Source organism: Flavobacterium sp. PL02 (assembly GCF_035013205.1).
In the GTDB taxonomy this organism is placed as follows: Bacteria; Bacteroidota; Bacteroidia; order Flavobacteriales; family Flavobacteriaceae; genus Flavobacterium.
Genome location: NZ_JAYGJP010000015.1, coordinates 14,343 through 38,589, shown reverse-complemented (window position 1 = coordinate 38,589; position 24,247 = coordinate 14,343). Strand labels below are relative to the sequence as shown.

20 protein-coding genes are annotated in these 24,247 nt (G+C 33.3%); 8 read left to right on the top strand and 12 right to left on the bottom strand.

The genetic code is table 11. From position 1 onward, the window contains the following. Positions 1-56: 56 nt before the first annotated feature. Positions 57-524 (top strand): DUF1801 domain-containing protein, encoded by a 468-nt coding sequence (locus SHI72_RS23220; RefSeq protein WP_086894680.1) that lies wholly within the window; start codon positions 57-59, stop codon positions 522-524. A 25-nt stretch (positions 525-549) separates the two neighbouring features. Then, positions 550-1,095: an SRPBCC family protein gene (locus tag SHI72_RS23215; RefSeq protein ID WP_323491561.1), complete on the top strand. Its 546-nt coding sequence runs from the start codon at positions 550-552 to the stop codon at positions 1,093-1,095. A gap of 64 nt (positions 1,096-1,159) precedes the next feature. Here the strand turns inward: SHI72_RS23215 and SHI72_RS23210 are convergent, their stop codons facing one another. From SHI72_RS23210 to SHI72_RS23195, 4 genes are all read right to left on the bottom strand, one after another. Then, the gene (locus tag SHI72_RS23210) at positions 1,160-2,110 is read right to left on the bottom strand and encodes a phosphoribosylaminoimidazolesuccinocarboxamide synthase (RefSeq protein ID WP_039114916.1); all 951 of its coding nucleotides are present in this window, start codon (positions 2,108-2,110) and stop codon (positions 1,160-1,162) included. A gap of 151 nt (positions 2,111-2,261) precedes the next feature. Continuing rightward, entirely contained in the window at positions 2,262-4,613 is a 2,352-nt protein-coding gene (locus SHI72_RS23205; RefSeq protein WP_323491560.1) for a S9 family peptidase, read from the bottom strand. 314 nt (positions 4,614-4,927) lie between these two features. Then, positions 4,928-5,761, bottom strand: a complete 834-nt coding sequence (locus tag SHI72_RS23200; RefSeq protein ID WP_323491559.1) for a Cof-type HAD-IIB family hydrolase — start codon at positions 5,759-5,761, stop codon at positions 4,928-4,930. Between the two features lie 247 nt (positions 5,762-6,008). After that, on the bottom strand, positions 6,009-6,959 hold the full coding sequence (locus SHI72_RS23195) for a PhoH family protein (protein WP_035627373.1): 951 nt from the start codon (positions 6,957-6,959) through the stop codon (positions 6,009-6,011). Positions 6,960-7,274: 315 nt separating this feature from the next. Between SHI72_RS23195 and SHI72_RS23190 the strand changes: the two genes are divergently transcribed. The 5 genes from SHI72_RS23190 to dnaN all read left to right on the top strand — a co-directional run bounded on the left by SHI72_RS23190 (position 7,275) and on the right by dnaN (position 12,412). After that, a complete protein-coding gene (locus SHI72_RS23190; RefSeq protein ID WP_039114921.1) occupies positions 7,275-8,105 on the top strand; it encodes an SAM hydrolase/SAM-dependent halogenase family protein in 831 nt (276 codons plus the stop codon). 144 nt (positions 8,106-8,249) lie between these two features. Continuing rightward, positions 8,250-8,546, top strand: coding sequence for an antibiotic biosynthesis monooxygenase family protein (locus tag SHI72_RS23185; RefSeq protein ID WP_323491558.1), 297 nt, complete (start codon positions 8,250-8,252; stop codon positions 8,544-8,546). A gap of 228 nt (positions 8,547-8,774) precedes the next feature. After that, positions 8,775-9,500, top strand: a complete 726-nt coding sequence (gene gldF, locus SHI72_RS23180; protein ID WP_323491557.1) for a gliding motility-associated ABC transporter permease subunit GldF — start codon at positions 8,775-8,777, stop codon at positions 9,498-9,500. Then, the gene (gene gldG, locus SHI72_RS23175) at positions 9,500-11,185 is read left to right on the top strand and encodes a gliding motility-associated ABC transporter substrate-binding protein GldG (RefSeq protein ID WP_323491556.1); all 1,686 of its coding nucleotides are present in this window, start codon (positions 9,500-9,502) and stop codon (positions 11,183-11,185) included. Before gldF ends, gldG begins: the two co-directional genes overlap by 1 nt. Positions 11,186-11,293: 108 nt before the next feature. After that, a complete protein-coding gene (gene dnaN, locus SHI72_RS23170; RefSeq protein WP_039114927.1) occupies positions 11,294-12,412 on the top strand; it encodes a DNA polymerase III subunit beta in 1,119 nt (372 codons plus the stop codon). 407 nt (positions 12,413-12,819) lie between these two features. Here dnaN and SHI72_RS23165 read toward each other — a convergent pair whose 3' ends face one another. Next, complete coding sequence (locus tag SHI72_RS23165; protein ID WP_323491555.1) at positions 12,820-14,592, bottom strand: MutS-related protein; 1,773 nt, start codon at positions 14,590-14,592, stop codon at positions 12,820-12,822. A 211-nt stretch (positions 14,593-14,803) separates the two neighbouring features. After that, the gene (locus SHI72_RS23160; protein ID WP_039119044.1) at positions 14,804-15,637 is read right to left on the bottom strand and encodes a universal stress protein; all 834 of its coding nucleotides are present in this window, start codon (positions 15,635-15,637) and stop codon (positions 14,804-14,806) included. 307 nt (positions 15,638-15,944) lie between these two features. On the opposite strand from SHI72_RS23160, the gene mnmE reads away from it, so the two are divergent. After that, the gene (gene mnmE, locus SHI72_RS23155) at positions 15,945-17,345 is read left to right on the top strand and encodes a tRNA uridine-5-carboxymethylaminomethyl(34) synthesis GTPase MnmE (RefSeq protein WP_086894673.1); all 1,401 of its coding nucleotides are present in this window, start codon (positions 15,945-15,947) and stop codon (positions 17,343-17,345) included. Positions 17,346-17,776: 431 nt separating this feature from the next. On the opposite strand, the gene SHI72_RS23150 is transcribed toward mnmE, so the two are convergent. The 6 genes from SHI72_RS23150 to SHI72_RS23125 form a co-directional block, all read right to left on the bottom strand. After that, positions 17,777-18,370, bottom strand: a complete 594-nt coding sequence (locus SHI72_RS23150) for a short chain dehydrogenase (protein WP_323491554.1) — start codon at positions 18,368-18,370, stop codon at positions 17,777-17,779. Positions 18,371-18,396: 26 nt separating this feature from the next. After that, on the bottom strand, positions 18,397-19,446 hold the full coding sequence (locus SHI72_RS23145; protein WP_323491553.1) for an NAD(P)/FAD-dependent oxidoreductase: 1,050 nt from the start codon (positions 19,444-19,446) through the stop codon (positions 18,397-18,399). A gap of 316 nt (positions 19,447-19,762) precedes the next feature. After that, positions 19,763-20,611, bottom strand: coding sequence for a helix-turn-helix transcriptional regulator (locus tag SHI72_RS23140; RefSeq protein ID WP_323491552.1), 849 nt, complete (start codon positions 20,609-20,611; stop codon positions 19,763-19,765). Between the two features lie 338 nt (positions 20,612-20,949). Then, positions 20,950-21,435, bottom strand: a complete 486-nt coding sequence (locus SHI72_RS23135) for a hemerythrin domain-containing protein (protein WP_323491551.1) — start codon at positions 21,433-21,435, stop codon at positions 20,950-20,952. A gap of 127 nt (positions 21,436-21,562) precedes the next feature. Then, entirely contained in the window at positions 21,563-22,747 is a 1,185-nt protein-coding gene (locus tag SHI72_RS23130) for a porin (protein WP_323491550.1), read from the bottom strand. A 7-nt stretch (positions 22,748-22,754) separates the two neighbouring features. Further along, positions 22,755-24,095 carry an anaerobic C4-dicarboxylate transporter gene (locus tag SHI72_RS23125; RefSeq protein WP_323491549.1) on the bottom strand — a complete coding sequence of 447 codons (1,341 nt, stop codon included), beginning with the start codon at positions 24,093-24,095 and terminating at the stop codon, positions 22,755-22,757. Positions 24,096-24,247: the final 152 nt, after the last annotated feature.

Here is a 24,247-nt window from a genome sequence, read left to right as displayed (position 1 = left end):
AAACAATTAAAATTCAGAATACTAAAATTTATTTAACTTTACATTAAAAACTTAAAATGCAATCATCAGCAACAACAATAGAAGAATATTTAACATCACTTCCTGAAGAAAGAAAAGCTACTTTTCTTAAACTTCGAGAAACTATACTTAATAATCTTCCTAAAGGTTTTACCGAAGAATTGAGCTACGGAATGTTAGGCTATCTTGTACCACATTCTATTTATCCTGCAGGTTATCATTGCAATCCAAAATTGCCTTTGCCATTTATAAACATTGCTTCTCAAAAAAACTTTGTGGCATTATACCATATGGGAATTTATGCAAAACCAGAATTACTAGAATGGTTTGTTTCAGAATATCCTAAATACAGCAAACAAAAATTGGACATGGGAAAAAGCTGCATTCGGTTTAAAAAAATGGATGACATCCCATTTGAACTAATAGCGCAACTGGTACAAAAAATGTCTGTAGAAGATTGGATTAATTGTTATGAATCAGAGTTTAAGTATAAACAATCAAAATAATTATAAACCACTTAATTTTAAATTTATGAAAGTTATAAAAAAAATTCTTCTCGCAATTTTAAGTATTGTAATACTAGCATTAATAGTCGCTCTATTTTTACCAAATGAATATCATGTAGAAAGAGAAGTCACTATAAATAAACCAAAAGATAGTATCTTTAATTATGTGAAATATTTAAAAAATCAAGATAATTTTAGTGTTTGGGCCAAGTTAGATCCTGCAATGAAGAAGACATTTACCGGAACCGATGGTACCGTTGGCGCAATAGCTGGTTGGGAAAGCAAGGATAAAAACGTAGGCAAGGGAGAACAAGAAATAAAAAAAATTGTACCAGGTGAACGATTGGAATTTGAACTTCGTTTTAAAATTCCATTTGAATCTACCGATATGGCTTATATGACAACAGAAGCCATTTCTCCAACACAAACTAAAGTAAAATGGGGATTTGATGGTAGATCTCCGTATCCTATGAATTTAATGTTAGCATTTATGAATATGGATCAAATGCTTGGAGAACAACTCGAAACTGGTCTTCAAAATTTAAAAGTAATCCAAGAAAGCAAACAATAGTATAAAAAATAACCCCGCAACTTTAAATTGCGGGGTTTCTTTTAATCTATTTTAAAGTAAAATACTATTTACTCAAATAAGCTATTACGTTTTTCTCAATACGTTCGTCAATATTATTAATATCGGCTTTAACGAATTTTTCTCCAAGAATGTTTTCATATAATTCGATATAACGCTCAGATACAGATTCGATATAAGCATCAGTCATATCAGGAATTTGTTGTCCTTCTTGTCCTTGAAACCCATTTTCGATTAACCAACGACGAACAAACTCTTTAGATAATTGTTTTTGCTCTTCGTCTTTATCTTGTCTTTCTTGATATCCTTCTGCATAAAAATAACGAGAAGAATCTGGAGTATGAATTTCGTCTATTAAAACAATTACACCATCTTTAGTTTTTCCAAACTCATATTTAGTATCTACTAAAATTAATCCGCGACTTGCAGCAATCTCTGTTCCTCTCTGGAATAAAGCTCTTGTATATTTTTCTAAAACCAAATAATCTTCTTCAGAAACTATTCCTTTAGCCAAAATATCTTCGCGAGAAATATCTTCGTCATGCGAACCATTATCAGCTTTTGTAGTTGGTGTAATAATAGGTTCCGGAAATTTATCATTTTCCTTTAAACCTTCCGCCATTGTTACCCCACATATTTGTCTTTTCCCAGCAGCATATTCACGAGCAGCATGACCAGAAACATAACCACGAATAACCATTTCTACTTTAAAAGGATCACATAAATGACCTACAGCTACGTTTGGATCTGGTGTTGCAATTAACCAATTAGGAACAATATCTTGAGTAAGTTCCATAAATTTAGTCGCAATCTGGTTTAAGATTTGTCCCTTATAAGGGATCCCTTTTGGTAAAACTACATCAAAAGCCGAAAGCCTGTCTGTAGCAACCATAACCAAAAGTTCATCGTTGATATTATAAACTTCTCTAACTTTTCCGCGATAAACCGATTTCTGATTTGGAAAATTAAAATTAGTAGTTGTAATTGTATTGCTCATTATTATTTGTTGTGTTGTGTTGTTTCGTGTTTTATGAATGCAAATTTAAAACTATTTAAAAGAGCAAGCAAGAAAGTATTCAGTTTTCAGTCACAGTTTACATACTGCAACTGAATACTGGAACTGCGACTGAATAACTAGAACTCTAAACTTATTTTTTTAAAAGTGTTGTATTAAATAAATTCAAGATTCTATCGTATTCATCAATCCAGGAATAGGTTTCTTTAAATCCATGTGCTTCTACAGGAAATGACGAAAGACTCCAATTCTTTTTACCTAACTCAATAAAACGTTGAGACATACGTACAATATCTTTATATTCTACATTATCATCAACCATACCATGAAGCATCAATAAATTCCCTTTTAAGTTATCAGCAAAATAAATTGGCGAACTTTTTTTGTAAGCATCAGGATCCGTTTCAGGAAAATTAAGGATATTACCTGTATAACCATGATTGTAATGAGCCCAATCGGTAACAGATCGCAATGCAGCTCCCGAAGCAAATTCTCCTGGCGTTGTAAGCATTCCCATCAAAGTGATAAAACCTCCATAAGAACCACCATATATTCCAACTCTATTCGCGTCGATTCCGTAATTATCAACTAGATATTTCTTTCCATCTATTTGATCAGATAAATCTTTTCCACCCATAAAACGGTATATTCCAGTTCTTACATCACGACCATAACCATCACTACCTCTATAATCAATATCCAAAACAGTATAACCCAAATCCGTCAGCATATTATGAAACATATATTCTCTGTGGTAGTTGCTCCAATAGTTGTGTGCATTTTGTAAATACCCCGCTCCATGAACAAATAATACAGCTGCTTTATTAGACTTCTCTGCTTTTGGAGTATATATTCTCGCATAAACTGTGGTACCATCTTGTGCCTTAAACGTAATTACCTCAGGTTCTCTCCAAGGGTATTTTTTAAACTCCTCAGTAGTCGAAGACGTTATTTGTTGTAATGTTGCGTTCTTCTTATTCTCGGCAATGTATAAATCCCAAGGCTTGTTTTTATAAGAATAACGTACTAATAATGTTTTTTCATCTGGAGATAAACTTACTTCATGTGCACCATCTTTTGTTAAAATCGATTCAAGAACACCATTGGCAGCAGCCAGTTTATAAAAGTTTCTATTACCTGGATGAGTTGTGTTTGTCGTTAAATAAAAAGTCTTTTTATCTTTTGATAAACTCACATCTCTTACTTCCCAATTACCATTAGTAAGTTGTGTTTTCTTTTTAGTTTTTAAATTATAAGTATATAAATGAGAATATCCTGTAACTTCTGATTGAAAGTAAATAGTTTCATTATCCGAAAGGAATCCCAAAGTTCCCGAATCGAAAGCGTAAGAAGGAATTCCAGGTCCACCAATCCAAGCTTCGTCATGCTGATGCTCTATTTCCTGAAAAGTTCCTTTGTCTAAATCAAGACTAATTAGCCATCTGTCTTTATTATCCTGACTTCTTATTTCGGCTATAGCCAATGAACCACTGGCATTATAAACTGGAGCCTGAACAGTAATTAGCTTATCTGATTTTTCTTTGTTCTTAAGCTTTTCATACGAATCATAATATTTAGGAACATCCTGAATATGACTTAAAGTAGAAAAATTGACAAAATAAACCGAATCTTTAGCAACTGAATAAATTCCGAATTTGGTCTTTACAAAATTATCTACCGAAACTTTTTCTTTCGTTTCCGGTGATTGATTATAACCATCGGCTGTTATAAAAACTTCCATTGTTTCTTTTTTAACATCCAATTTTTCAATTAAACTAAATGTTGCAAAATTTCCGTTTGGATTTACTTTAAGACTTTGTAATTCGTCTTTTTTTCCATAGTAATATCCTTTAGGAAAATCAGATTTAACGCTATTCTTTTTAGCTTTATTCCATTCTTTCTTAGCTTCTTTGTCTCTAATAAATTGGAATAATTCTTTTTGTTGTGTTTTCAGAAAAGAATCTTTATTTGATTCCTTCTCAGCTTTGTCTCCGCTATTAAAATTTGAGATTTGCACAATCGTACCTTCCTTGGTATTGTACTTAAACAAATTATCATTTTGCTGAAAAAACAAAATTCCAGCTTCAAAGCCTACTTCTAAATTAGAAATCGGATTCGATTGCTGGAATATTTTTTTTGAAATTTTATTATTTATAGAGTAAGAATATAAACCGCCATTATCGATGTAATAAACTATATCGGATGTTCCATTTCTTTTAAAATCCAATTGCGAAAAAGCTGCTTCTTTTGGCTGAGCCAATGCAGGTTTGGTCATTCCTTTTTCCCAATAGTAAGTACTTAAACCTAAATCATTATTCGGATTCCAATCAAAGTAAATCTTTTTTCCATCCAAGCTCCAATGCTGATTGGTCGGTTGGACACCTGTAAAAGAATCCCCTTTCATGATTTCTTCAAGCTTCAGGCTTTGACTTTTCCCAGATATTGAAAAAGCTAAGAAAGCAAGTACAAAGATATTTTTAGTCATTTTTATGTTATTTGATTAACACAAAAATACACTTTGAAAGCAATTAAAAAAATCTTTCTTTAAACTGTTGGGGCTAAAAAATAACCGCAGAGATCGCAAAGGATTACGCAGAGGTCGCAATGATTAAAAATCCGTCCCGACGCTTCGGGATCGTGTTTTCGCTTTAGCAAATCCGTCTCATCCGCGTTCCATTATAGACAATCTTACGAGCTACTCGTGGAGATTCTTCCTGCGTCAGAAAGACAATATTGCTGATAAAACTTAGACTATTAACCGTAAAGCAGACAAAAATGGATTTCCTCTATATTTATATTTTAAATCGTAACCGAAACTTTACCCAAAACATTCTCAGTTAAATATTTTGCTACACCATCTTCTCTATTTGTTTCAATAACTTCAATATGTGGTAACTCATTTTTTAAATTCTGAGGGGCATTACCCATAATCAAAGCTTTTCCTGTAGAAGATAACATTTTTAAATCGTTAAAACCGTCACCAAAAGAAATAGCCTCAACAAAAGTAGCATTCTCTAATTCTAGAACTTTTGCAATTGCTACACTTTTATCTACAGATTTATCCATAAACTCAAGACAGTTTGGTAAACTAAAAGCATGATGCAAAACATCTGAGTTCTTACTTAAAATAACATCTTTTAATGCAACCAATTTTTCATGGTTATCATGTGTGAAAAATATTTTTATAGCTTCATAGTCTTCTAACTTTGAGTAATCGACTAATTCTGGGTGATAAACTAAATCAGCCTGAAAAGCATTCAGTTTTTCGCTCATTCTATTAGTAAGCCAAACGTTTTCTTTAAATAAAACTGTTGTAATTTCTGGGTCAATATCTACGCTTAAAGCTGATTTTACAACATCGCTTGCAATATCAAAAGCAAAAAGTTCTTTCTTTTCTGGCGAATGTATACGTGCTCCATTAGAACTTACCAGATAAACAGGTATTCCTAAGCTATCAATAATTCCCATTGCATCTAGATGATGACGTCCTGTAGCAACTATAATAAGATATTTTTGGTTGTAAAGTTCTTGAAAAACTGATTTTGTATAAGGAGAAACTTTATGGTCTGGATTAAGTAATGTACCATCTAAATCGGTAATGACTACTTTAATTTTTTTAGATTCTGAATTCATATTGAGTATCAAATATTTATTATTTACAAATTTATCGCTTTGTAAAATGGGAAGCAAAGAAAACCGATAAATACGGAAGAAATAAGTTAAACTTTACTATTTCCTTAACATAAATTAACTAAGTCATTCAAAAAAAAATATTCGTTTTATGCATTTCTATAAAGAGATGTATAAAACGAATATCATTAAATATCAAAACACATTTTACGATTTACATTTGACATTTTTCAAGAACCATTCCATGGGATTAATCGTTGTTTTCAATTTGTTTGTAAGCATCAATTACTTTTTTCACCAATCGATGGCGTACAATATCTTTATCATCAAGATAGATAATACCAATGCCTTCTACATCTTTAAGAACCAATATAGCTTCTTTAAGTCCAGAAATAGTTCGGCGTGGTAAATCGACCTGACCAGGATCTCCTGTAATCATGAATTTAGCATTTTTCCCCATACGGGTCAGGAACATTTTCATTTGAGAATGTGTTGTGTTTTGTGCTTCATCCAAAATTACAAATGCATTATCTAGTGTACGCCCACGCATAAAGGCAAGTGGAGCAATCTGGATAATTCCTTTTAAAATGTAATCCTCTAGTTTTTCATTTGGCAACATATCGCGCAAAGCATCATAAAGAGGTTGCATGTATGGATCTAGTTTTTCTTTCATATCGCCAGGTAAAAATCCGAGGTTCTCCCCTGCTTCTACTGCTGGTCGTGTAAGTATGATCCTTTTTACTTCTTTATCTTTAAGTGCTTTAACAGCCATTGCAACACCCGTATACGTTTTTCCTGTTCCAGCTGGTCCAACTGCAAATACCATATCATTTTTTTTAATGGTATCGACCAATAATTGTTGGTTAGGCGTCATGGCCTTGATAATTTTACCAGCAACTCCATGAACTAATATTTTGTCATGATCGTATGCCTTTTTTTCATCCTGACCATCGCTCATAATCACACGTTCAATTACATTATCATCAATGTTGTTGTATCGGGTAAAATGAAGCATCAATCTTTGAAATCTTTTCTCGAATTCATCTAAGACTTCTTTTTCGCCAAACGCCTTTAAAGTCGTCCCTCTCGCTACTATTTTAAGCTTTGGGTAGTACTTTTTAATTATTTCAAGATGAGTGTCTTGAGCGCCCCAAAAGTCTTTTGGAGCGATGTCTATTAGCTCGATTATTCTTTCGTTCAAATGAGGTAGTTTTAAATTAAAATTAATTTTTTATAAATCAAATGGCTGTCGGGTTCTTTTTTAGTTTTCAGTCCCAGTGTTCAGTTTCAGTTACCATTTATATTTTCAACGAAATCTCACTTCTTTAAAAAAATGCTATTTCGTTTATAAACTGAATACTGTAACTATAAACTAAGACTACTATAATTTTACTTATTTTTAAAATACAATTTATCTTTTCTTTCCTTCCATTTTGCGTTTACTATTATTAGCTTTGCATTTCTCAAATTTAATGAAAATTAGATTTAAATACTATCAATAGTTATAAACAAAATGATGTCAATAATTACCCTTACTACCGATTACGGCTTAAAAGACCACTTTGTAGGCGCGCTGAAAGGGAAAATATTATCCGAATATTCCGAAGCTACAATTGTAGACATTTCACATGACATCGATCCATTTAATACAACCGAAGCAAGTTATATTATTGGTGCATCTTATTTTAGTTTCCCTAAAGGAACTGTACACCTTATTGGTGTCGATATAGAGCGCAATAAAGAGAACCAACATATAGCCATGCAATGGAACGATCATTACTTTATTTGTGCCGATAATGGTATATTAAGTATGCTTACGCAAAAGATTGTTCCGCAAAAAATAGTTTTCATTAATATACACGACCGATTACCAGGTGATGCCAGCGATCTGGATGTTTTTATAAAAGTTGCCTGTCATATCGCCAAAGGTGGTTTGCTAAATGTTATTGGAAAAGAAACACAAAGCATCAAGCAAATAACCGAACTACAGTCGATAGTAGGAAACGATGGAAATTCGCTAAAAGGATATGTATCCTATATTGACCATTTTGGTAATGTAGTAACTAATATTTCCAAAAGACAATTTCTAGAAGTCGCACGAGGACGTCCTTATGAGATTGTGATGAAACCCAAAAGCATCAAAACTATTTTACCAAATTACTCGGCAATAGCCAGTTCCGAAAAATATCCTATCAAAACTTATGAAGGAGAAAAACTAGCTATTTTTAACGAAGCTGGTTTTCTAGAAATTGCTATTTTCAGAAGTAATCCATCAAAAGTTGGTTCAGCAAATAGTTTACTAGGACTTAATTATCGTGATACAATTTTAATTCAGTTTAAGAATTAACCAACAAAATTTAGAGTTTAATCCCAATAACTTTTAGATTCTTAAAAATAGTTTCTCATAACAAGAAAAATATTAATAGAAAGAATAATCTATTTTGGTATTTTTGCGCGCATATAAGCCATTTCTCAATCTAAAATTATAAAAATGTTTGTTAGAATAGTAAAAATGAGTTTTCACGAAGAGAAAATTCCTGCTTTCATGGAAAATTTCAATAGTGTAAAAGACAAAATACGAAATGCTCCCGGAAATCGTTTTTTAGAATTGTATCAAGACAAAGACAATAAAAATATATTTTTCACATACAGTTATTGGGAAACCGAAGCCGACTTGGAAAATTACAGACAATCGGAACTTTTTAATACGGTTTGGACATTTACCAAAGCCTTATTCAATGCAAAACCCGAAGCCTGGAGTGTAGACAAATTAGTTTCATTGGCTTAAGAATGGACAACATTAAAATAAAAAATTTGAACCATTAAGAAATTAAGGAAAATGAAGAGTTTATGAGTTTTTATGCCACAGATTATCAAGATTAAAAAGATTTCACAGCTTTGTGACCTTTGCGAAATCTTTGCGGTTAATTTTTCTACCACAGATTAGAAAACTTTAAACATTAAACTTTTAAACAAAATATAACGAATACCCGAATAAACAAATTAACGTTAAAATATGAAATCAATCGTTTTACGAGAAATAAAATCCTTTTTTGGATCTCCCATTGGCTATTTGGTCATTGCAATCTTCCTGATTAGTAATGGCTTATTTTTATGGGTTTTTCAAGGAGAATACAACATCCTTAATACTGGTTTTGCCGACCTTACTCCTTTCTTTACTTTGGCACCATGGATTTTAACATTCCTGATTCCAGCAGTAACCATGCGTAGTTTTTCTGATGAGAAAAAACAAGGCACAATCGAATTATTACTTACAAAACCATTGAGCATTTGGCAAATTGTAAACGGAAAATTTATTGGTTCATTACTTTTAATCATAATGGCTATAATTCCAACATTTATATATGTAAAAGTAGTTTCTAGTTTAGGATTACCAGAAGGAAACATAGATATGGGAAGTACAATTGGTTCGTATTTTGGATTATTATTCCTGATTGCAGCTTATACCGCTATCGGAATTTTTACTTCTACATTATCCGAAAATCAAATCGTAGCTTTTATTATAGCAGTATTTTTATGCTTCTTCTTTTATTTTGGTTTCGAAGGTTTATCTACTATAGTTCCTGGATTCATGAATGTGATTTCATCATTAGGAATGCAAAATCATTTTAAGAGTGTGAGCCGAGGCGTTATCGATACACGCGATGTAATTTATTTTTTAAGTATAACGGTGCTTTTCCTTTCGTTTACTGTATATCAACTAAAATCTTTTAAATCGTAATGAAAATTTCTTCTCAAAAAAATATTAAAACGTTACTCATCACGGTTATAATTTTAATTGTCCTAAATATTGCGGGTACATTTGTATTTCATCGTTTTGATTTAACAAAAGACAAAAGATATACTTTATCACCAACTTCATTAAGCATTATCAAACAGGTTCATAATCCGTTGTCTATAAAAATTTATATGCAAGGCGATTTACCTGCCGAGTTTAAACGTTTGGAACAAGAAACTCAGCAATTATTAGAAGAGTTTCAGGCTTATAATAAAAATATTGTTTTTGAATTCGTTAATCCTCTGGAAAACGAAGACGAAAGCATGGATATGGTTAAAGAGTTATATCGCAAAGGTCTTACTCCTATAAACATAACTGTAGACGACAAAGGAAAACAATCGCAAGCAATGGTTTTTCCTTGGGCAATTGCAGTCTATAATAACAAAGAAGTAAATATCCCTTTATTAAAAAACCAAATGGGAGCTTCGACTACTCAAAAAGTAATTGGTTCTGTACAGCATTTGGAATATTCTATCGCCGATGCATTGAATAAAATTACCAAAGAGAAACAAAAAAAGGTCGCGATAATAAGAGGAAATGGCGAAATGAAAGAGATTTTCATGGCAAAATTCCTGATGCAAATTCGCGAAAGCTATCACATTGGTCCATTTACTTTAGATTCTGTTGCAAAAAATCCAATTGGAACTTTAGATGCTTTACAAAAATATGATTTGGCTATTATTGCTAAACCTACAGAAGCATTTACAGATGGCGAAAAACAAGTTCTTGATCAGTTTATCATAAACGGAGGAAAAACTTTATGGCTTGTAGATCAGGTAAACGCCGAAATGGATAGTTTATACAATCAATCTGGAGCTACACTGGCTTACCCGAGAGATTTAAATCTTAATGATATGTTCTTTAAATACGGATTCAGAATTAACCCTGATTTGGTAAAAGACGAACAAGGAAGTCCAATTAAACTGGCTACGGGCGAACAAGGAAGCGCAACTCAATATCAGGATTTCATTTGGAAATTTGCTCCTCAAGTTAAGCCTGAAAGCAGACATCCGATTGTAAAAAATCTTGGCGGGATAAAATTTGATTTCGCAAACCCAATCGATACCCTAAAAAATGGTATTAAAAAAACGGTTCTTTTGCAATCATCACCTTATTCTAAAAAAATTGGAACTCCTGCCGAAATCAATTTGAATATAGTAACCGAAGAAGCTTCGCCAAAAGATTATATAAACAAAGGAAATATCCCACTGTCAGTTTTATTAGAAGGCGATTTCCATTCGATGTACGAAAATCGTGTTTTACCATTTGAACAAAAAACATTTCAAACAAAAGGAAAAACAACCAAAATGATTGTAATTTCTGATGGAGATTTAGTGCGCAATCAGCTGGATAAAAATTTAACTCCTGTAGAATTAGGTTACGACCAACGTTCAGGAAATTTATACGACAACAAAGATTTCTTAATGAATTGTGTTAATTATTTACTAGACGACACAGGACTTATTAACATTAGAAGCAAGGATCTTAATTTACCATTATTAGACAAAGAAAAGGTTTATCAAGAGTATACCATTACGCAATTCATAACTATCGGACTACCAATTCTAATATTATTGGTCTTTGGACTTGTATTTACTTTCCTTCGTAAAAGAAAATACAGCAAATAGATGTTAATAAAAAATTTGGGATACTAGGATTGTTTACGATATATTTGTAAAAATGTATTCTAGTCATTTTCCAAGCTAAAATATATACCAAAAAATAAAACAAAAGAGATGAAATTTATAGTATCGAGTTCGTACTTATTAAAGCAATTACAAGTTTTAGGTAGTGTAATCAATAGTAACAATACGTTACCTATTTTAGACAACTTTCTATTTGAATTAGACAATAATGAATTAACAGTTTCTTCATCGGATCTTGAAACGACGATGTCTGCAACTTTAGCGATTGATTCTACGAGCAAAGGAAGTGTTGCAATACCTGCAAAATTATTACTAGAAATTCTTAAAACATTTCCAGAACAACCTTTAACATTTACTGTTGAAGATAATAATACTGTAGAAATTAGTTCTAACTCAGGAAAATATGCATTAGCATATGCAGCTGGAGAAGAATTTCCTAAATCAGTAAACCTAGAAGAGCCTTCTGTTACTCTAGTTCCATCAGATGTTTTGGCTACAGCTATTAGCAAAACAATATTTGCTGCTGGTAATGACGATTTGCGTCCGGTAATGTCTGGAGTTTTCTTCCAGTTTTCGCCAGAAGGATTAATATTTGTTGCTACAGATGCTCACAAATTAGTAAAGTATGCTCGTACAGATGTAAAAGCATCACAAGTAGCTGATTTTATTATGCCAAAGAAACCTTTGAATATCTTAAAAAGTATCTTAGGAGCTTCTGACGCTGAAGTAAAAATCGAATACAACGATTCTAATGCTACTTTCTCATTCGACAACTACATTTTGATGTGTCGTTTAATCGATGGAAAATATCCAAACTACGAAGCAGTAATTCCAAAAGAGAATCCAAACAAGTTAATGATTGACCGTTCTTTATTTTTAAGTTCAGTACGTCGTGTGGCTATTTTCTCTAATAAAACTACACACCAAATTCGTTTGAAAATCGCTGGAGCAGAATTAAATGTTTCTGCCGAAGATATTGATTACTCAAACAAAGCCGAAGAAAGATTGACTTGTGATTACCAAGGTGATGACTTACAAATCGGATTCAACTCACGTTTCCTTACCGAAATGTTGACAAACTTACAATCAGATATGATTATGTTGGAAATGTCTTTACCAAACAGAGCAGGAATCCTAACTCCTGTAGATGGTTTAGAAGATGGAGAAACAGTAACCATGTTGGTTATGCCGGTAATGCTAAATAGTTAACATTTAATTATGTTTTTGTTATATTAGATTTTTGATATTCAAATATAATACTTATTATTGCATAACAATTACGCTATTAACCAACCATTTTTATACTTAAAAAACCGCAACTTCTTTTAGAAATTGCGGTTTTTTTATTTTGTTGAAGTTCCTTTCCTTCGTTAAGTATAGCTAAGAAAAATAAAGCTCCCCAAACAGTTCAACAAAGATTATGGAGTTACTCGTGGGAATTCCTCCTGCATCGGAAGGACAAGTTTCCGTAAAAAAAATGCGTTATTCTAGTCTGTTCAGGATAATAAAACAAATATAGTCTTTACTCTACATGTAGTCTTTACTCTATTATTTAATATCTTTTTTCTTAACTCTACTCTCTTGCATCTATCATCTTTCTTCTCCCATCTTTCCGCCTAAATCACACCCATTTTTTGCATCAAGAAAGTAGCGCTTTTATTTTTGCAGATACCTTCACGGAGTTTATAATCAAAATGTAAATCATTATTTTTTATCTCAACCTCAAAACATTGATTCGTTAAAATATCAGGATATTCATTTGTAGTTAAGCAAACTTCGATATCGTGAGTTGCAATTGCACCAATTGCTTTTTTTGCAATTACCTTTTTTACAACCTCGATAGTTCCGTTACGTTTATCATCGGAATTTGTTCCTCTTAAAATCTCATCTAAGAGTACAAAAGCAGGCTTATCCTCCAGTGCATCCATAATTTGTTTTAAACGCTTAATTTCGGCAAAAAAGTACGATTCACTATCTGATAAAGAATCTGATAGACGCATCGAAACCAAAACTGGTAACGGATGCATTGTAGCTTTATTTGCGCATACGACAGAACCTATTCCGCCTAAAACCATATTAATACCCAAGCTACGCAAAAAGGTGCTTTTTCCAGACATATTCGACCCCGTAAGTATCATAAACGATTCTGGGAAAAATTGCACTTCATTCCCTACTCTAGTTTCTGAATTTAATAATGGATGATTTAGATTAGAAAAACCAATTTTAAAATCTGTATTCAGTTCAGGAAACACAAAATCTTGATTGTTATGAGAAAAATTGGCTAAGCTATTTAGCATTTCAAATTCACCAATTACATTTAGCCATTCTTCCAGAACAGATGCGTGATTGGTTTTCCAATTTAAAAGATTTTTTAAAACATGAAGATTGAACAAAAAAACACCATTAAACAACAAAGCAGATACAAAATTATTGATTGTATCCATGTTCGAAAACAACTCCGACAATTGTTTTAAATGAATACTTGCTTTAGCATTCTTATAAACTAACTTATTTTGTAGTTTAATTAATTTATCTGATTTAAAAGTTTCGTTTTCAATCTCCTTAACCAATAAACCATATTGTTTGATAATTGTATCAATATTCTCGGCTTTGGCAATTTCAGTTTGAATTCTTTTAAAGAACATACCTAAAATTGTCGTGTTCAGAATAAATGCAAAAGTAATGTAAGATAAAAAAGTAACATTTGAAGTTACAAAATAAGCAATTAATAACGCTCCAAAAATAGCTGGCAGAACATACATTAATATAGACATCATTTTTGAAATAGGAGCACTTTTACCATCCTTCCAATTTAGTAATGCCTGATAAGCTTCTTTAGTATCTTGCCCTAATATTGCAAGCGCTAAAAACTTCTGACGCCAATCTAGCTTAGATTCAAGTTCATGTATCGCGTCTTGGTTTTTGGCAATTTCGTCATTAGTTAAATTATGTAATAACTGATTTGCCAATGTTTTCTTTCCAACAAAAGTTCCTGTTCTATTAAGACTTTGAAATAAAGAATGTTCTCCAAAAATATCTAAATCATAAGCATATGGATGATGAAAATCGATAAACTCTTGTCCGTTTTCAAAAGGAAGTTTTTCTCTTTTTAAGAAAGTAATTTCGTTTTTATTAATCTTTAAAAGTGTTTCTGTAAGTTTCTTTTTAAAAGACAACTTCGCATGAATACGCATTAAAACAATAAAACCAATAAATAATAAAGCTGCAGAAACAAGATATACTGTAGCATCTGTTTTGATATAATAATAACCTAAAACCAAACAGGAAACAATACTCAAAAGTCGTAATAAACTAATGCTATTGTATTTTTTATTAATTGCACTTAAAGCATCTGAATAACTGCTAACATTCTTTTTATATTCTTCCATTGATTTAAAGTAATTATCCCTTTTTTAGAAATTATATTGAAATACAAATATAAGTTTACAGTGACGAAATAACTACTTTAAACACTAGGAAATAATTAATAATTTCTCATCGCAATGAAAGCTTTGTACTTATTTATGCTAAAGTAGCAGAGACGCAAAGAAAATTATTTTCTTTGCGTCTCTGCTATAGAATTTAGAAATCAACTCAAAACTATTGTTCGTGCATAATCAAAACCGGAATCGCTATATCCTTTGTCAATTTCTTAGTAAAACTAGGATGAAATAAACTTTCGAAAAAACTACGTTTATAAGCAATCATCGCTAAAACATCAATGTCTTTATATAAAACAAAATCCAGAATTGTTTCTTTAACCTCTTCACATGGAAGTACCAAAAACTGAATAGGCTCATCTTTGAAGTCAGCTTCCCATTCTTTAATCGTAGCATCAGACACATCAGTACTCTGAGTTCTTACATACAGACATTTAACTTTGGCATTCATTTTTTTGGCTATGGTCAAAACTTTATGAAGTTCTTTTTTATCTTTCTCACGGTAACGTGTAGTAAATCCGATAGTTTTTACTTTCTTAAATTCAGACTCTCCAGGAACACATAAAATAGGCACTTCTACCCCAGATATTACAGCATCTGTATTAGTCCCTAAGAAAAAGTTTTCCCAGCCCGAAATACCAGAAGTTCCCATTACCACAAAGTCTATATTATCCTCTTTAATGGCTTTTTTCATGTTGTAAACCAAATCACCATCCATCAAGCGGTGATTCATTACAATATCATCCAGATTACGTCCTTCGGCAATTTCGCGAAGTTTTGGAATCTGATCTTTAAACATTTCGAATTTAGACAACTCTAATGAATTATATATTATTGCAAAATTTTCTGGAAAAAACTGACTGTCGTAAACCGGAATCTCAAAAGTGTGCAACAAAACGAGTTCTCCTTTAACTTGTTTTGCAAATTCTAAAGCATGTACAAAAGCATTTGTAGCTACTTCAGAAAAATCGGTGGGAAATAATATTCTTTTCATCGTACAGTTGGATTATATGTTAGTTTCTCAAATTTAACCATAAAACAGCCTCGTCGATATGACAATTATCAGTTATTTAACATTTTACAATTTATTAATATAAGTGTTCAGTTGCAGTGCTCAGTCTCAGTTGAAGCTCTCATCTTACCTCTCACTATTCAACTTTCACCGCTTTACAAGCTTTGTGCAAACGTTAACACTCTTTGCGGTTAATTTAAAAAACCAAGTATAATATTCTATATAGAAGAATCCATTTTACACAATCCTTCTCTTCGGAACTTCTAGCCTTTTTTTATACCTTTGCACCATGATAAATCAAGATTCTATAGTAGCTCTAGCAACACCTTCTGGAGCTGGAGCAATTGCCATAATCCGTATTTCGGGTAGCGATGCCATTACAATTGGTAGCGGTGTTTTTCAATCTATTAAAAATAAAGATTTAACTAAACAGAAAACACATACCTTACATTTAGGTCATATCGTAGATGGTTCGAAAACCCTTGATGAAGTTTTGGTTTCTGTATTTAAAGGACCAAATTCCTATACAGGAGAGAATACTATCGAAATATCATGTCACGGATCTACTTATATCCAACAACAAATAATTCAACTATTACTTCGTAAAGGTTGTCGAATGGCAGATCCTGGAGAATTTACACTTCGTGCATTCTTAAACGGAAAACTAGACTTATCTCAAGCCGAAGCTGTAGCCGATTTAATCACATCTGATAATGAAGCTTCACATCAAATCGCAATGCAACAAATGCGCGGTGGTTTTAGTAACGAAATAGCCAAACTTCGAGAAGAACTACTAAATTTTGCTTCACTTATAGAACTAGAATTAGACTTTGCCGAAGAAGATGTTGAATTTGCTGACAGAACACAATTTCATGAATTATTAAATCGTATTGAGTTTGTCTTAAAACGATTAATCGACTCTTTTGCCGTTGGAAATGTAATTAAAAACGGAATTCCCGTTGCTATTGTTGGTGAACCAAATGTTGGAAAATCAACTTTATTAAATGCTTTACTAAACGAAGAACGCGCCATAGTTTCAGAAATTGCCGGAACAACTCGTGATACTATCGAAGATGAACTAGTTATTGGCGGAATCGGTTTCCGTTTTATAGATACAGCTGGTATTCGTGAAACTGTTGATTATGTAGAAAGTATCGGAATTAAGAAAACCTTCGAAAAAATAGAACAGGCACAAGTTGTTCTTTATTTATTTGATAGCTTAAAATTTAAAGCTCAAAGTTCTGAGTACATCATCGAAATAGAAAAAGTAAAAAACAAATATCCTTTAAAGCCTCTACTTGTTGTAATTAACAAAGTAGATTTACTTACTAAAGAAGAAATTCAAAACATTCATAATCAACTTCAACCGCTAAACGTTACACTTGAAACCATTTCGGCAAAAGAAAATATAGGTGTAGATGAATTAAAAAATCGCTTGCTTTCTTTTGTAAATACTGGAGCATTACGAAATAACGAAACTATTGTAACCAACACCAGACATTACGATTCGTTACTTAAAGCCCTAGACGAAATACAAAAAGTAAAATACGGTCTCGAAACCAATCTCTCTAGCGACCTAATGGCTTTAGATATTCGTGAAGCTTTATACCAATTTGGGCTGATTACTGGTCAAGTATCAAATGATGAATTGCTTGGAAATATCTTTGCTAATTTCTGTATCGGAAAATAGATAGACAAAATAACGCAAAACAATAACAAACAAACGAGTTAAAATATTGATATTAAATATTTTAACTCGTTTGTTTCATTCTCTATTTAATTGTTATGCATTATTTTACTTAAATTTGTACCCTATTTGGAACTCTTCTATTATCCATTTCGAAGCCTTTCAGTCTCAACGCAACTTTCTGACTCTTGAGGAAGCAAAAAAGCTCTTTACAACTTCTTGTTTAAAAGAAATCGTGTATAAAATTTCGAAGTTTTCCCTTTTAACCGGGAAAAGATTTACTTTTTTAAATGAGAAATTTAGCAGATCCAGTCATAATTTCAAACTATCAAGACAATGTTAAAATGGGATTAGGCTTTAGATTGTAGTCCCATCAACTCCTCTAAAACAGTTTAAAGCAACATAACAAAAGTTGCTTTAAACGATACTGAAAGTTATGGTTGTATAACCTTACCTGTAACATGGCCAAACAGGCTTTTTCGGAATGCATATTCAAGCTGTTTCATAGTGGTAGGAATCTCTCCGGGAAAGTACTGAAAATACTGAGGGGAGTTCTCAATAACAGTGGGGCTTACCGCGTTGATTCTGATACCATTTTCCAATTCAATGGCTGCCCCGCGCACGAAACCTTCCACGGCTCCATTGGCTACCGATGCATTAGCAAAGTTCATTTGGGGCTCATGCGTCAAAGCGCCGGTTATAAGAGTAAATGATCCCTTTGGGTTGATGTACTTCTGGCCGATGAGCACCAGGTTGATCTGTCCCATCATTTTCCCTTCCACTCCCAGGCGAAAAGTCTCGTTATTCAGTTTTTTCCAAGACCCTACAAAGGTAGGACCTGCTGTAGAGATGAGTGCATCAAAAGGACCTGCCATAAGAAACATCTTTTCTATTGATGTTGCCGAAGTGATATCCGTATCAATATCACTGTCTTTAGAGGCTACCTTAATGATTTCATGATCTTTTTCAAGGGCAGCGGCAAGATATATACCCATGGTGCCTGTAGCACCAACTAAAATGATTTTCATTGTTTAAATTTTAAAAGTGAATATTCTTAGTATTTCATTGAAGCAGTATACTGGAACTGATCGAGGATTATTTTTTTACTGACAGACATGCCAGCTGCAGTGCCCATTGCTACTGCATTGGCAACCGTACGCATGTGGGTGCTGTTATCCCCACAGGCGTAAATACCAGGCACAGAAGTTTCCTGTAAAGCGTTGGTCTTAATATAGCCCTTTTCTGTAAGCTCACAGTCCAAAGTTTCCGGTATCCTGCTTTGAAGTTCAAAGGGTCTTGGAGCATATAAAGCCGATAAAGTAAATTTGGTACCATCTTTAAAAAAAATGGTATTGATATACCCGTTATTATGTTCTAGTTTTTGAATTTCTTTTTCGATTATAGTAATCTGATGCTCCTGCAACGCAAGGGACTGCTCATCGGTTAGACTTGTTTTTCCGTTTGTAAAAACGGTAAGGTCTTTGGTCCAATTGGAAATAAGCCTTGCAACATCAAACGCCTGTTCACCATTGGCTAAAATACCGGTTCTCAAACCCCTTACTTCATAACCATGGCAGTATGGGCAATGTATCACAGAAATACCCCAGCACTCAGCAAAACCTTCAATTGCAGGCATGAGATCCCTAATTCCCGTGGCAAAGATTAATTTCCCTGCCCTAAATACCTCATCTGTGGCAAGGCATATTTCAAATCCATCATCAGTCTTTTTCCCTGTTGTTGCAAGCCCGTTATAAAATTTCACATTCTCATATCGTTCTACCTGTGAACGTGCCACCGCTGCAATGCCTGCTGGGGTATTTCCATCTTGGGTAAGAAAGTTGTGCGAGTGTGGCGTCTGCGCATTGCAGGGCTTTCCACTATCGATAATAAGAACTTGTTTCAGTGCGCGCCCAAGAGCCATCGCGGCGGCAAGGCCAGAATAGCTACCACCGACAATGATGGCATCATATAGTATTTTGTCTTTCATAATAGGTCGTTTTATAAAGCCTAAGCCTTGAATTGGCACAGCTAGTGTTGTTAAAGCCAGACTGACCTGTGCAATGAATTTGCGTCGGGATAGTCCAGAATTATCTTCGGGTATCATGCTTTATTTTTTATCGTGTGAAGAAATCCAGCGGCCTAACAAAAAATCGACCAACGGAACACCCGCAAAGACAATCCACGGTACAAGTGCCAGTGTAAGGATTAAGGTTCTCACATAGAGTGGCAGCCCGGAGAGTATCTCCCCGAAAAGAAACAGGAACAAAGTGATGGAGGGATAGATCGCAAGCCAGATCTTAAAGGATGCGATAAGTTTCATTTTTGTCTTCATATAGAGTACTTATGGGATTATTATATATCCACAAAGTTATAGAGGACTTTAGCCCTAAGGATAGGACAAAAACGGGATTGAATAGGACTTATTTGGAAATAATCCTGAAAGACTCTGGCGAGTGGCCTGTGTGCTTTTTAAAGAATCTGATAAAATAAGAGGGATCATCATAGCCAAGGTAATAGGCGATCTGGTTTACCTGATCTGAAGTGGCCAGGAGCTGTCGCTTTGCCTCAAGGATGATATGCTCGCTGATTATATCTGAAGGGGTCTTATTGAGCAACGATCTGGTAATAGCGCCAAGCTGATAGGTCGAAAGGTTAAGCATATCCGCATAATGGGTAACTTGTTTGAATTGTGCGATGCCTGTGTCGAGCATTTCAAAAAATTCATCTAGTTTTTCCTGAGGATACTGTCTGGCAGCTATCGCCTTACTTTCGTTATTGTGGCGGAGCCTTAATAGTTCAATAAAAAAGACACTAAGGTTAGCTTTTATTACTTCCCGATATCCTTCGCGCTCTTCCAAAAATTCCCTTACTATATCGTCGAGAAGTACAATTAGTCTATTCTCATTGCCATCAGCAAGTGTGCATATACTTTTATGACTCAGTTTTCGCAGCAGCTCTTGTGAGATGGAAAATCCATTTTTAAATTGAAGAAGATATCCTGTACTGCCCGCCTTCAACGTCAGCTGGTGCACTTGGCCCGGCTTCATAAAGAATATGGAATTATTCGTCACCTGATACGGGATAAAGTCAATTTCATGACTTCCTGCACCGTTCTTGATTACCAGCACATAGAAAAAGTCATGCCTGTGCAGGCTTTCAACCATATCTTTCCCTTCTGATAATGATTCAATAGTGCGTATAGCGAAGTTGCCCAATAAATGGGGTTCTTTTGTAGCATCCTTAATAGATCGTACCGGAATGACTTCCATCACTTTATTAGTTTAAACACTTTATACAGCCACATAAAAACCATATATCATTCTTTAATACTTTACAAAGCTATACAATTTACTGAAAATCATAAGGGTTAATATAAGCGTAACTACAATTAAATTGATGGTATCTCTAAAAATTATTATTTCAGTTGCTACTTTCCCTTTCCGTGATGGCCTTTTCAACATTTAAGGTAGTAATGAATACCGACGTAGATATGAATAGTCTTGCTCGCTTCTGGCTCTATTTTAAGTATCGTTATCTGATATTAATCATCTGTTTCTCTCTTAACATCTATTAGTTTAGAAAATGAACTTCGTAACTCACTAGTTCATCATTGCCAAAATATGTCATCCCATTCTTTATTATTAAATTCATGAGAAAGCACTTCTTCATTTAATAAAATTTGATAGGACGGAAAATTATTTCTAATTGCATTAAATATATTTTTCTCTTCAAAGCGTATTAATGTTTCAAGGTCATCTTCAATTCTACTTAATGATTTTTCGACTTCATTTTTTTTGATAAAATGTTTTGCTAATCTGCGGTGCTGTATTAAAACCTTGTGTACAAATACGTTTTCCGTTCCTAAATTAGGAAAAACATACTCTTTTTCTATTTGAAAATGAGGTACTAATTGATTGATATAATACCAATCTGCATAATTTTTAATTCTTTTTGGATCAATATTTCGTCTAATACCCATACGAATTATCGAACATAACTCTAATGATTGTACGTGGTCACGATGCAAAAAACTGAGTGTTTTTTCTACATTTATTTCATTTTCTTTATTAATTATGGTGGTATTTGAATTCATTTTTTATTTAGTATTAGGATATCAGATGCGAAAAAATCAGAAAAATATAGATCTTATAAACCCGTTTGATACAGAATATATAAAAACCACCCAAATTGAGTGGTTGCTTAGAAAAATCTAAATTTGGCTACAAAACCAGTATTGGGGCAATAATTCCAAAACTTAGTCTTCCTGTATTAGCGTCTTTCAATCCAAACGTTTTTTCAACATAAGTGGAGTAATCATATCTTCTGGCTATATAGCCTAAATAAAATTTCAGATTTAAATCTTTAAAAGGATAGTATTCAACAGTCGGAATCAGACCATAGCTAATAAACAATTTGTTGGATGCATTAACATCAGGATTGCCGTTCCAATACGAATTGTGGGTCATAAGGGTTAATACTAAATTTACTTTTGGTTTAACTCTATACTCTGCTCTTAACCAATTTTCGACATATACCACATCTTTTGATGCATCATCTCCTTTAACCAATTTTTGAACAATACCTCTACGGTCTAAATCTTCTGCACTATACTTAAAATCGTAATACAACAATAATTTATTGCTTTTAAACTTATTCCCAAGTGCGATATAATTCATGCTTGTATTTTTGGCTTCATTAAAAAAACCATAGCTATAAGACGTTTCAAATTTTCCTCCAAAAAAGCTTCCTTGCCAATTACTTACAAATGCCAAAGCCGTTTTCGATTCTACTGTCCCATCTGGTATATTATTATCGTATTGTTCTTTTAAAATGTTTGTTCTTGAATCTAATATTTGAAACTTTAATGTGTTCTTGCCATCTCTTAACTTATGGGATATACCCGCACCTGTTAAATTGTGATCTGAGTTTTCCAAAATATCATTATACTCTAAAATATAAATTGCATTCATATCAAATTCATACCCTCCCAAATCAGCCAATAGTTTCCCCATAGAAAATTTGGTTCTAGGTGTAAAATCAATAAATAAAGCGGCAATATCAGTCGTTCTGTTTATGTTATCCTGACTACCTATTTTAGGTGTTCTGGTGTATCTGTCACGAAATCTAAAACTCACTTTTTCATGAATCTTTCCTTTTATTTCGAGTCTGAATTGACTAACTGAAAACACTGATTTTGAATAATCTCCATTTTTAAATTCAGAATTAAATCCAAAACGAGTATTAAAAATAACATCTATATCTCTTAATAAAGATTGCTTGGACGTAGGAATTATAGACTGATACATCTCAAGGTTCTCGCTTTGTTCTTGCGCAAGAATACTAATTGGGATCAATAAAACAATGAAACAAAACACCCCCCTTTTTATATTACTTATAGTTTTCATAATTCTTTTATAAAATAATTGAACCGATCAAAAAACCAACCGCAACCGCAACAACAGTAGCAACAATACCAGGTAGATTAAAACTATGATTGATAACATATTTACCGATTTTTGTACTTCCGGTTCTGTCAAAACTGATAGCTGCTAATAATGTCGGATAACCCGGCAATACGAAGAAGCTATTTACTGTAGGAAAGGAAGCTATCAGAACTAAAGGGGAAAGCCCCAAAGCAATACCCAATGGTATCATCGTCTTAACGGCAGCTGCCTGACTAAACATTATGATTCCTAAAAGAAATAAGGCTATAGCAAATGTCCAAGGATAAGCAGTAACAACGCTACCTAAAGACTCTTTGATGACAACCGAATTATTTTCCATAAAAGTAGAAGCCATCCAGACTACTCCAAAAACAGATATAACTGCCGAAGCCATAGAACTGAATAAACTAACTTGGGTAACAGCAACTGCGCTCGTTTTTGTAATTAACATCATCGCAGCAGAGGCAGATAAAGTGATTAAACAAATAACCGCTACCATTGAAACTGTTCCATCGTCTTTAAGAACTAAATTTTTTGTTCCTGGTCCAAAATTGGGTAATAAACCTGGAAAGGCTCCAGCAATTACAATTAGTAAAATTGCAACGCTAAAGATCATAACCGCTGTTTTAGCTCCGGTTCTTACTTTTGTTTCATTGCCTTCTATATTAGAATCAATACTTTTAGCAAACTCTGAATCTTTCATTTTCTCAATAAATATTGGATCCTGATTTAATTCTAGCCCCTTTTTTCTAATCACAAAACAAGCAACTAATGTCCCAAAAAGACCAGCAGGAATAGCAATCATCATGACATCAAAAAGAGCTCCCGGGTAACCTAATAACACTACAAGAGCTGCTGTACATGCACTAATAGGACTTCCTGTTAAAGCTAAGTGTGAGGCAATTACCGATATACTAAGAGGGCGCTCTGGGCGTATTCTTTTCTTTGTAGCAACTTCAGAAATAATGGGTAATATAGAATACACTATGTGGGAAGTTCCTGCAAATAAGCACAAAAAATAAGTTGCAAAAGGGGCAATAAAAGTAACATTTGAAGGATTATTTCGAATTACTTTTTCGGCTAAACTTACCAAGTAATCTAGTCCTCCTGACGCTTGAAGGGTTGCTGCTGTGGTTACAATAGCAATAATAATTAACATAACATCCATAGGCGGCTCCGTTGGTTTCATATGAAATCCTAATACGAAAATCACTAATCCGAAAATCCCCATTACACCGAGACCTATACCTTTCATTCGTGATCCGATAAGAATCGCGATTAAAAGGATTGAAAATTCTATCCAGAACATAATAATTGTTTTAAATTGATTTGATTTAGTCCACAATTATACCAGGAGGTACCTAAAAGCAGGACTCCTTCCAATTATAATTGAATACTATTTCTAAAAATATTTTTGAATCTTTGTTCTATCAGCTATTTTCAAAAAAGGAAATAGTAATA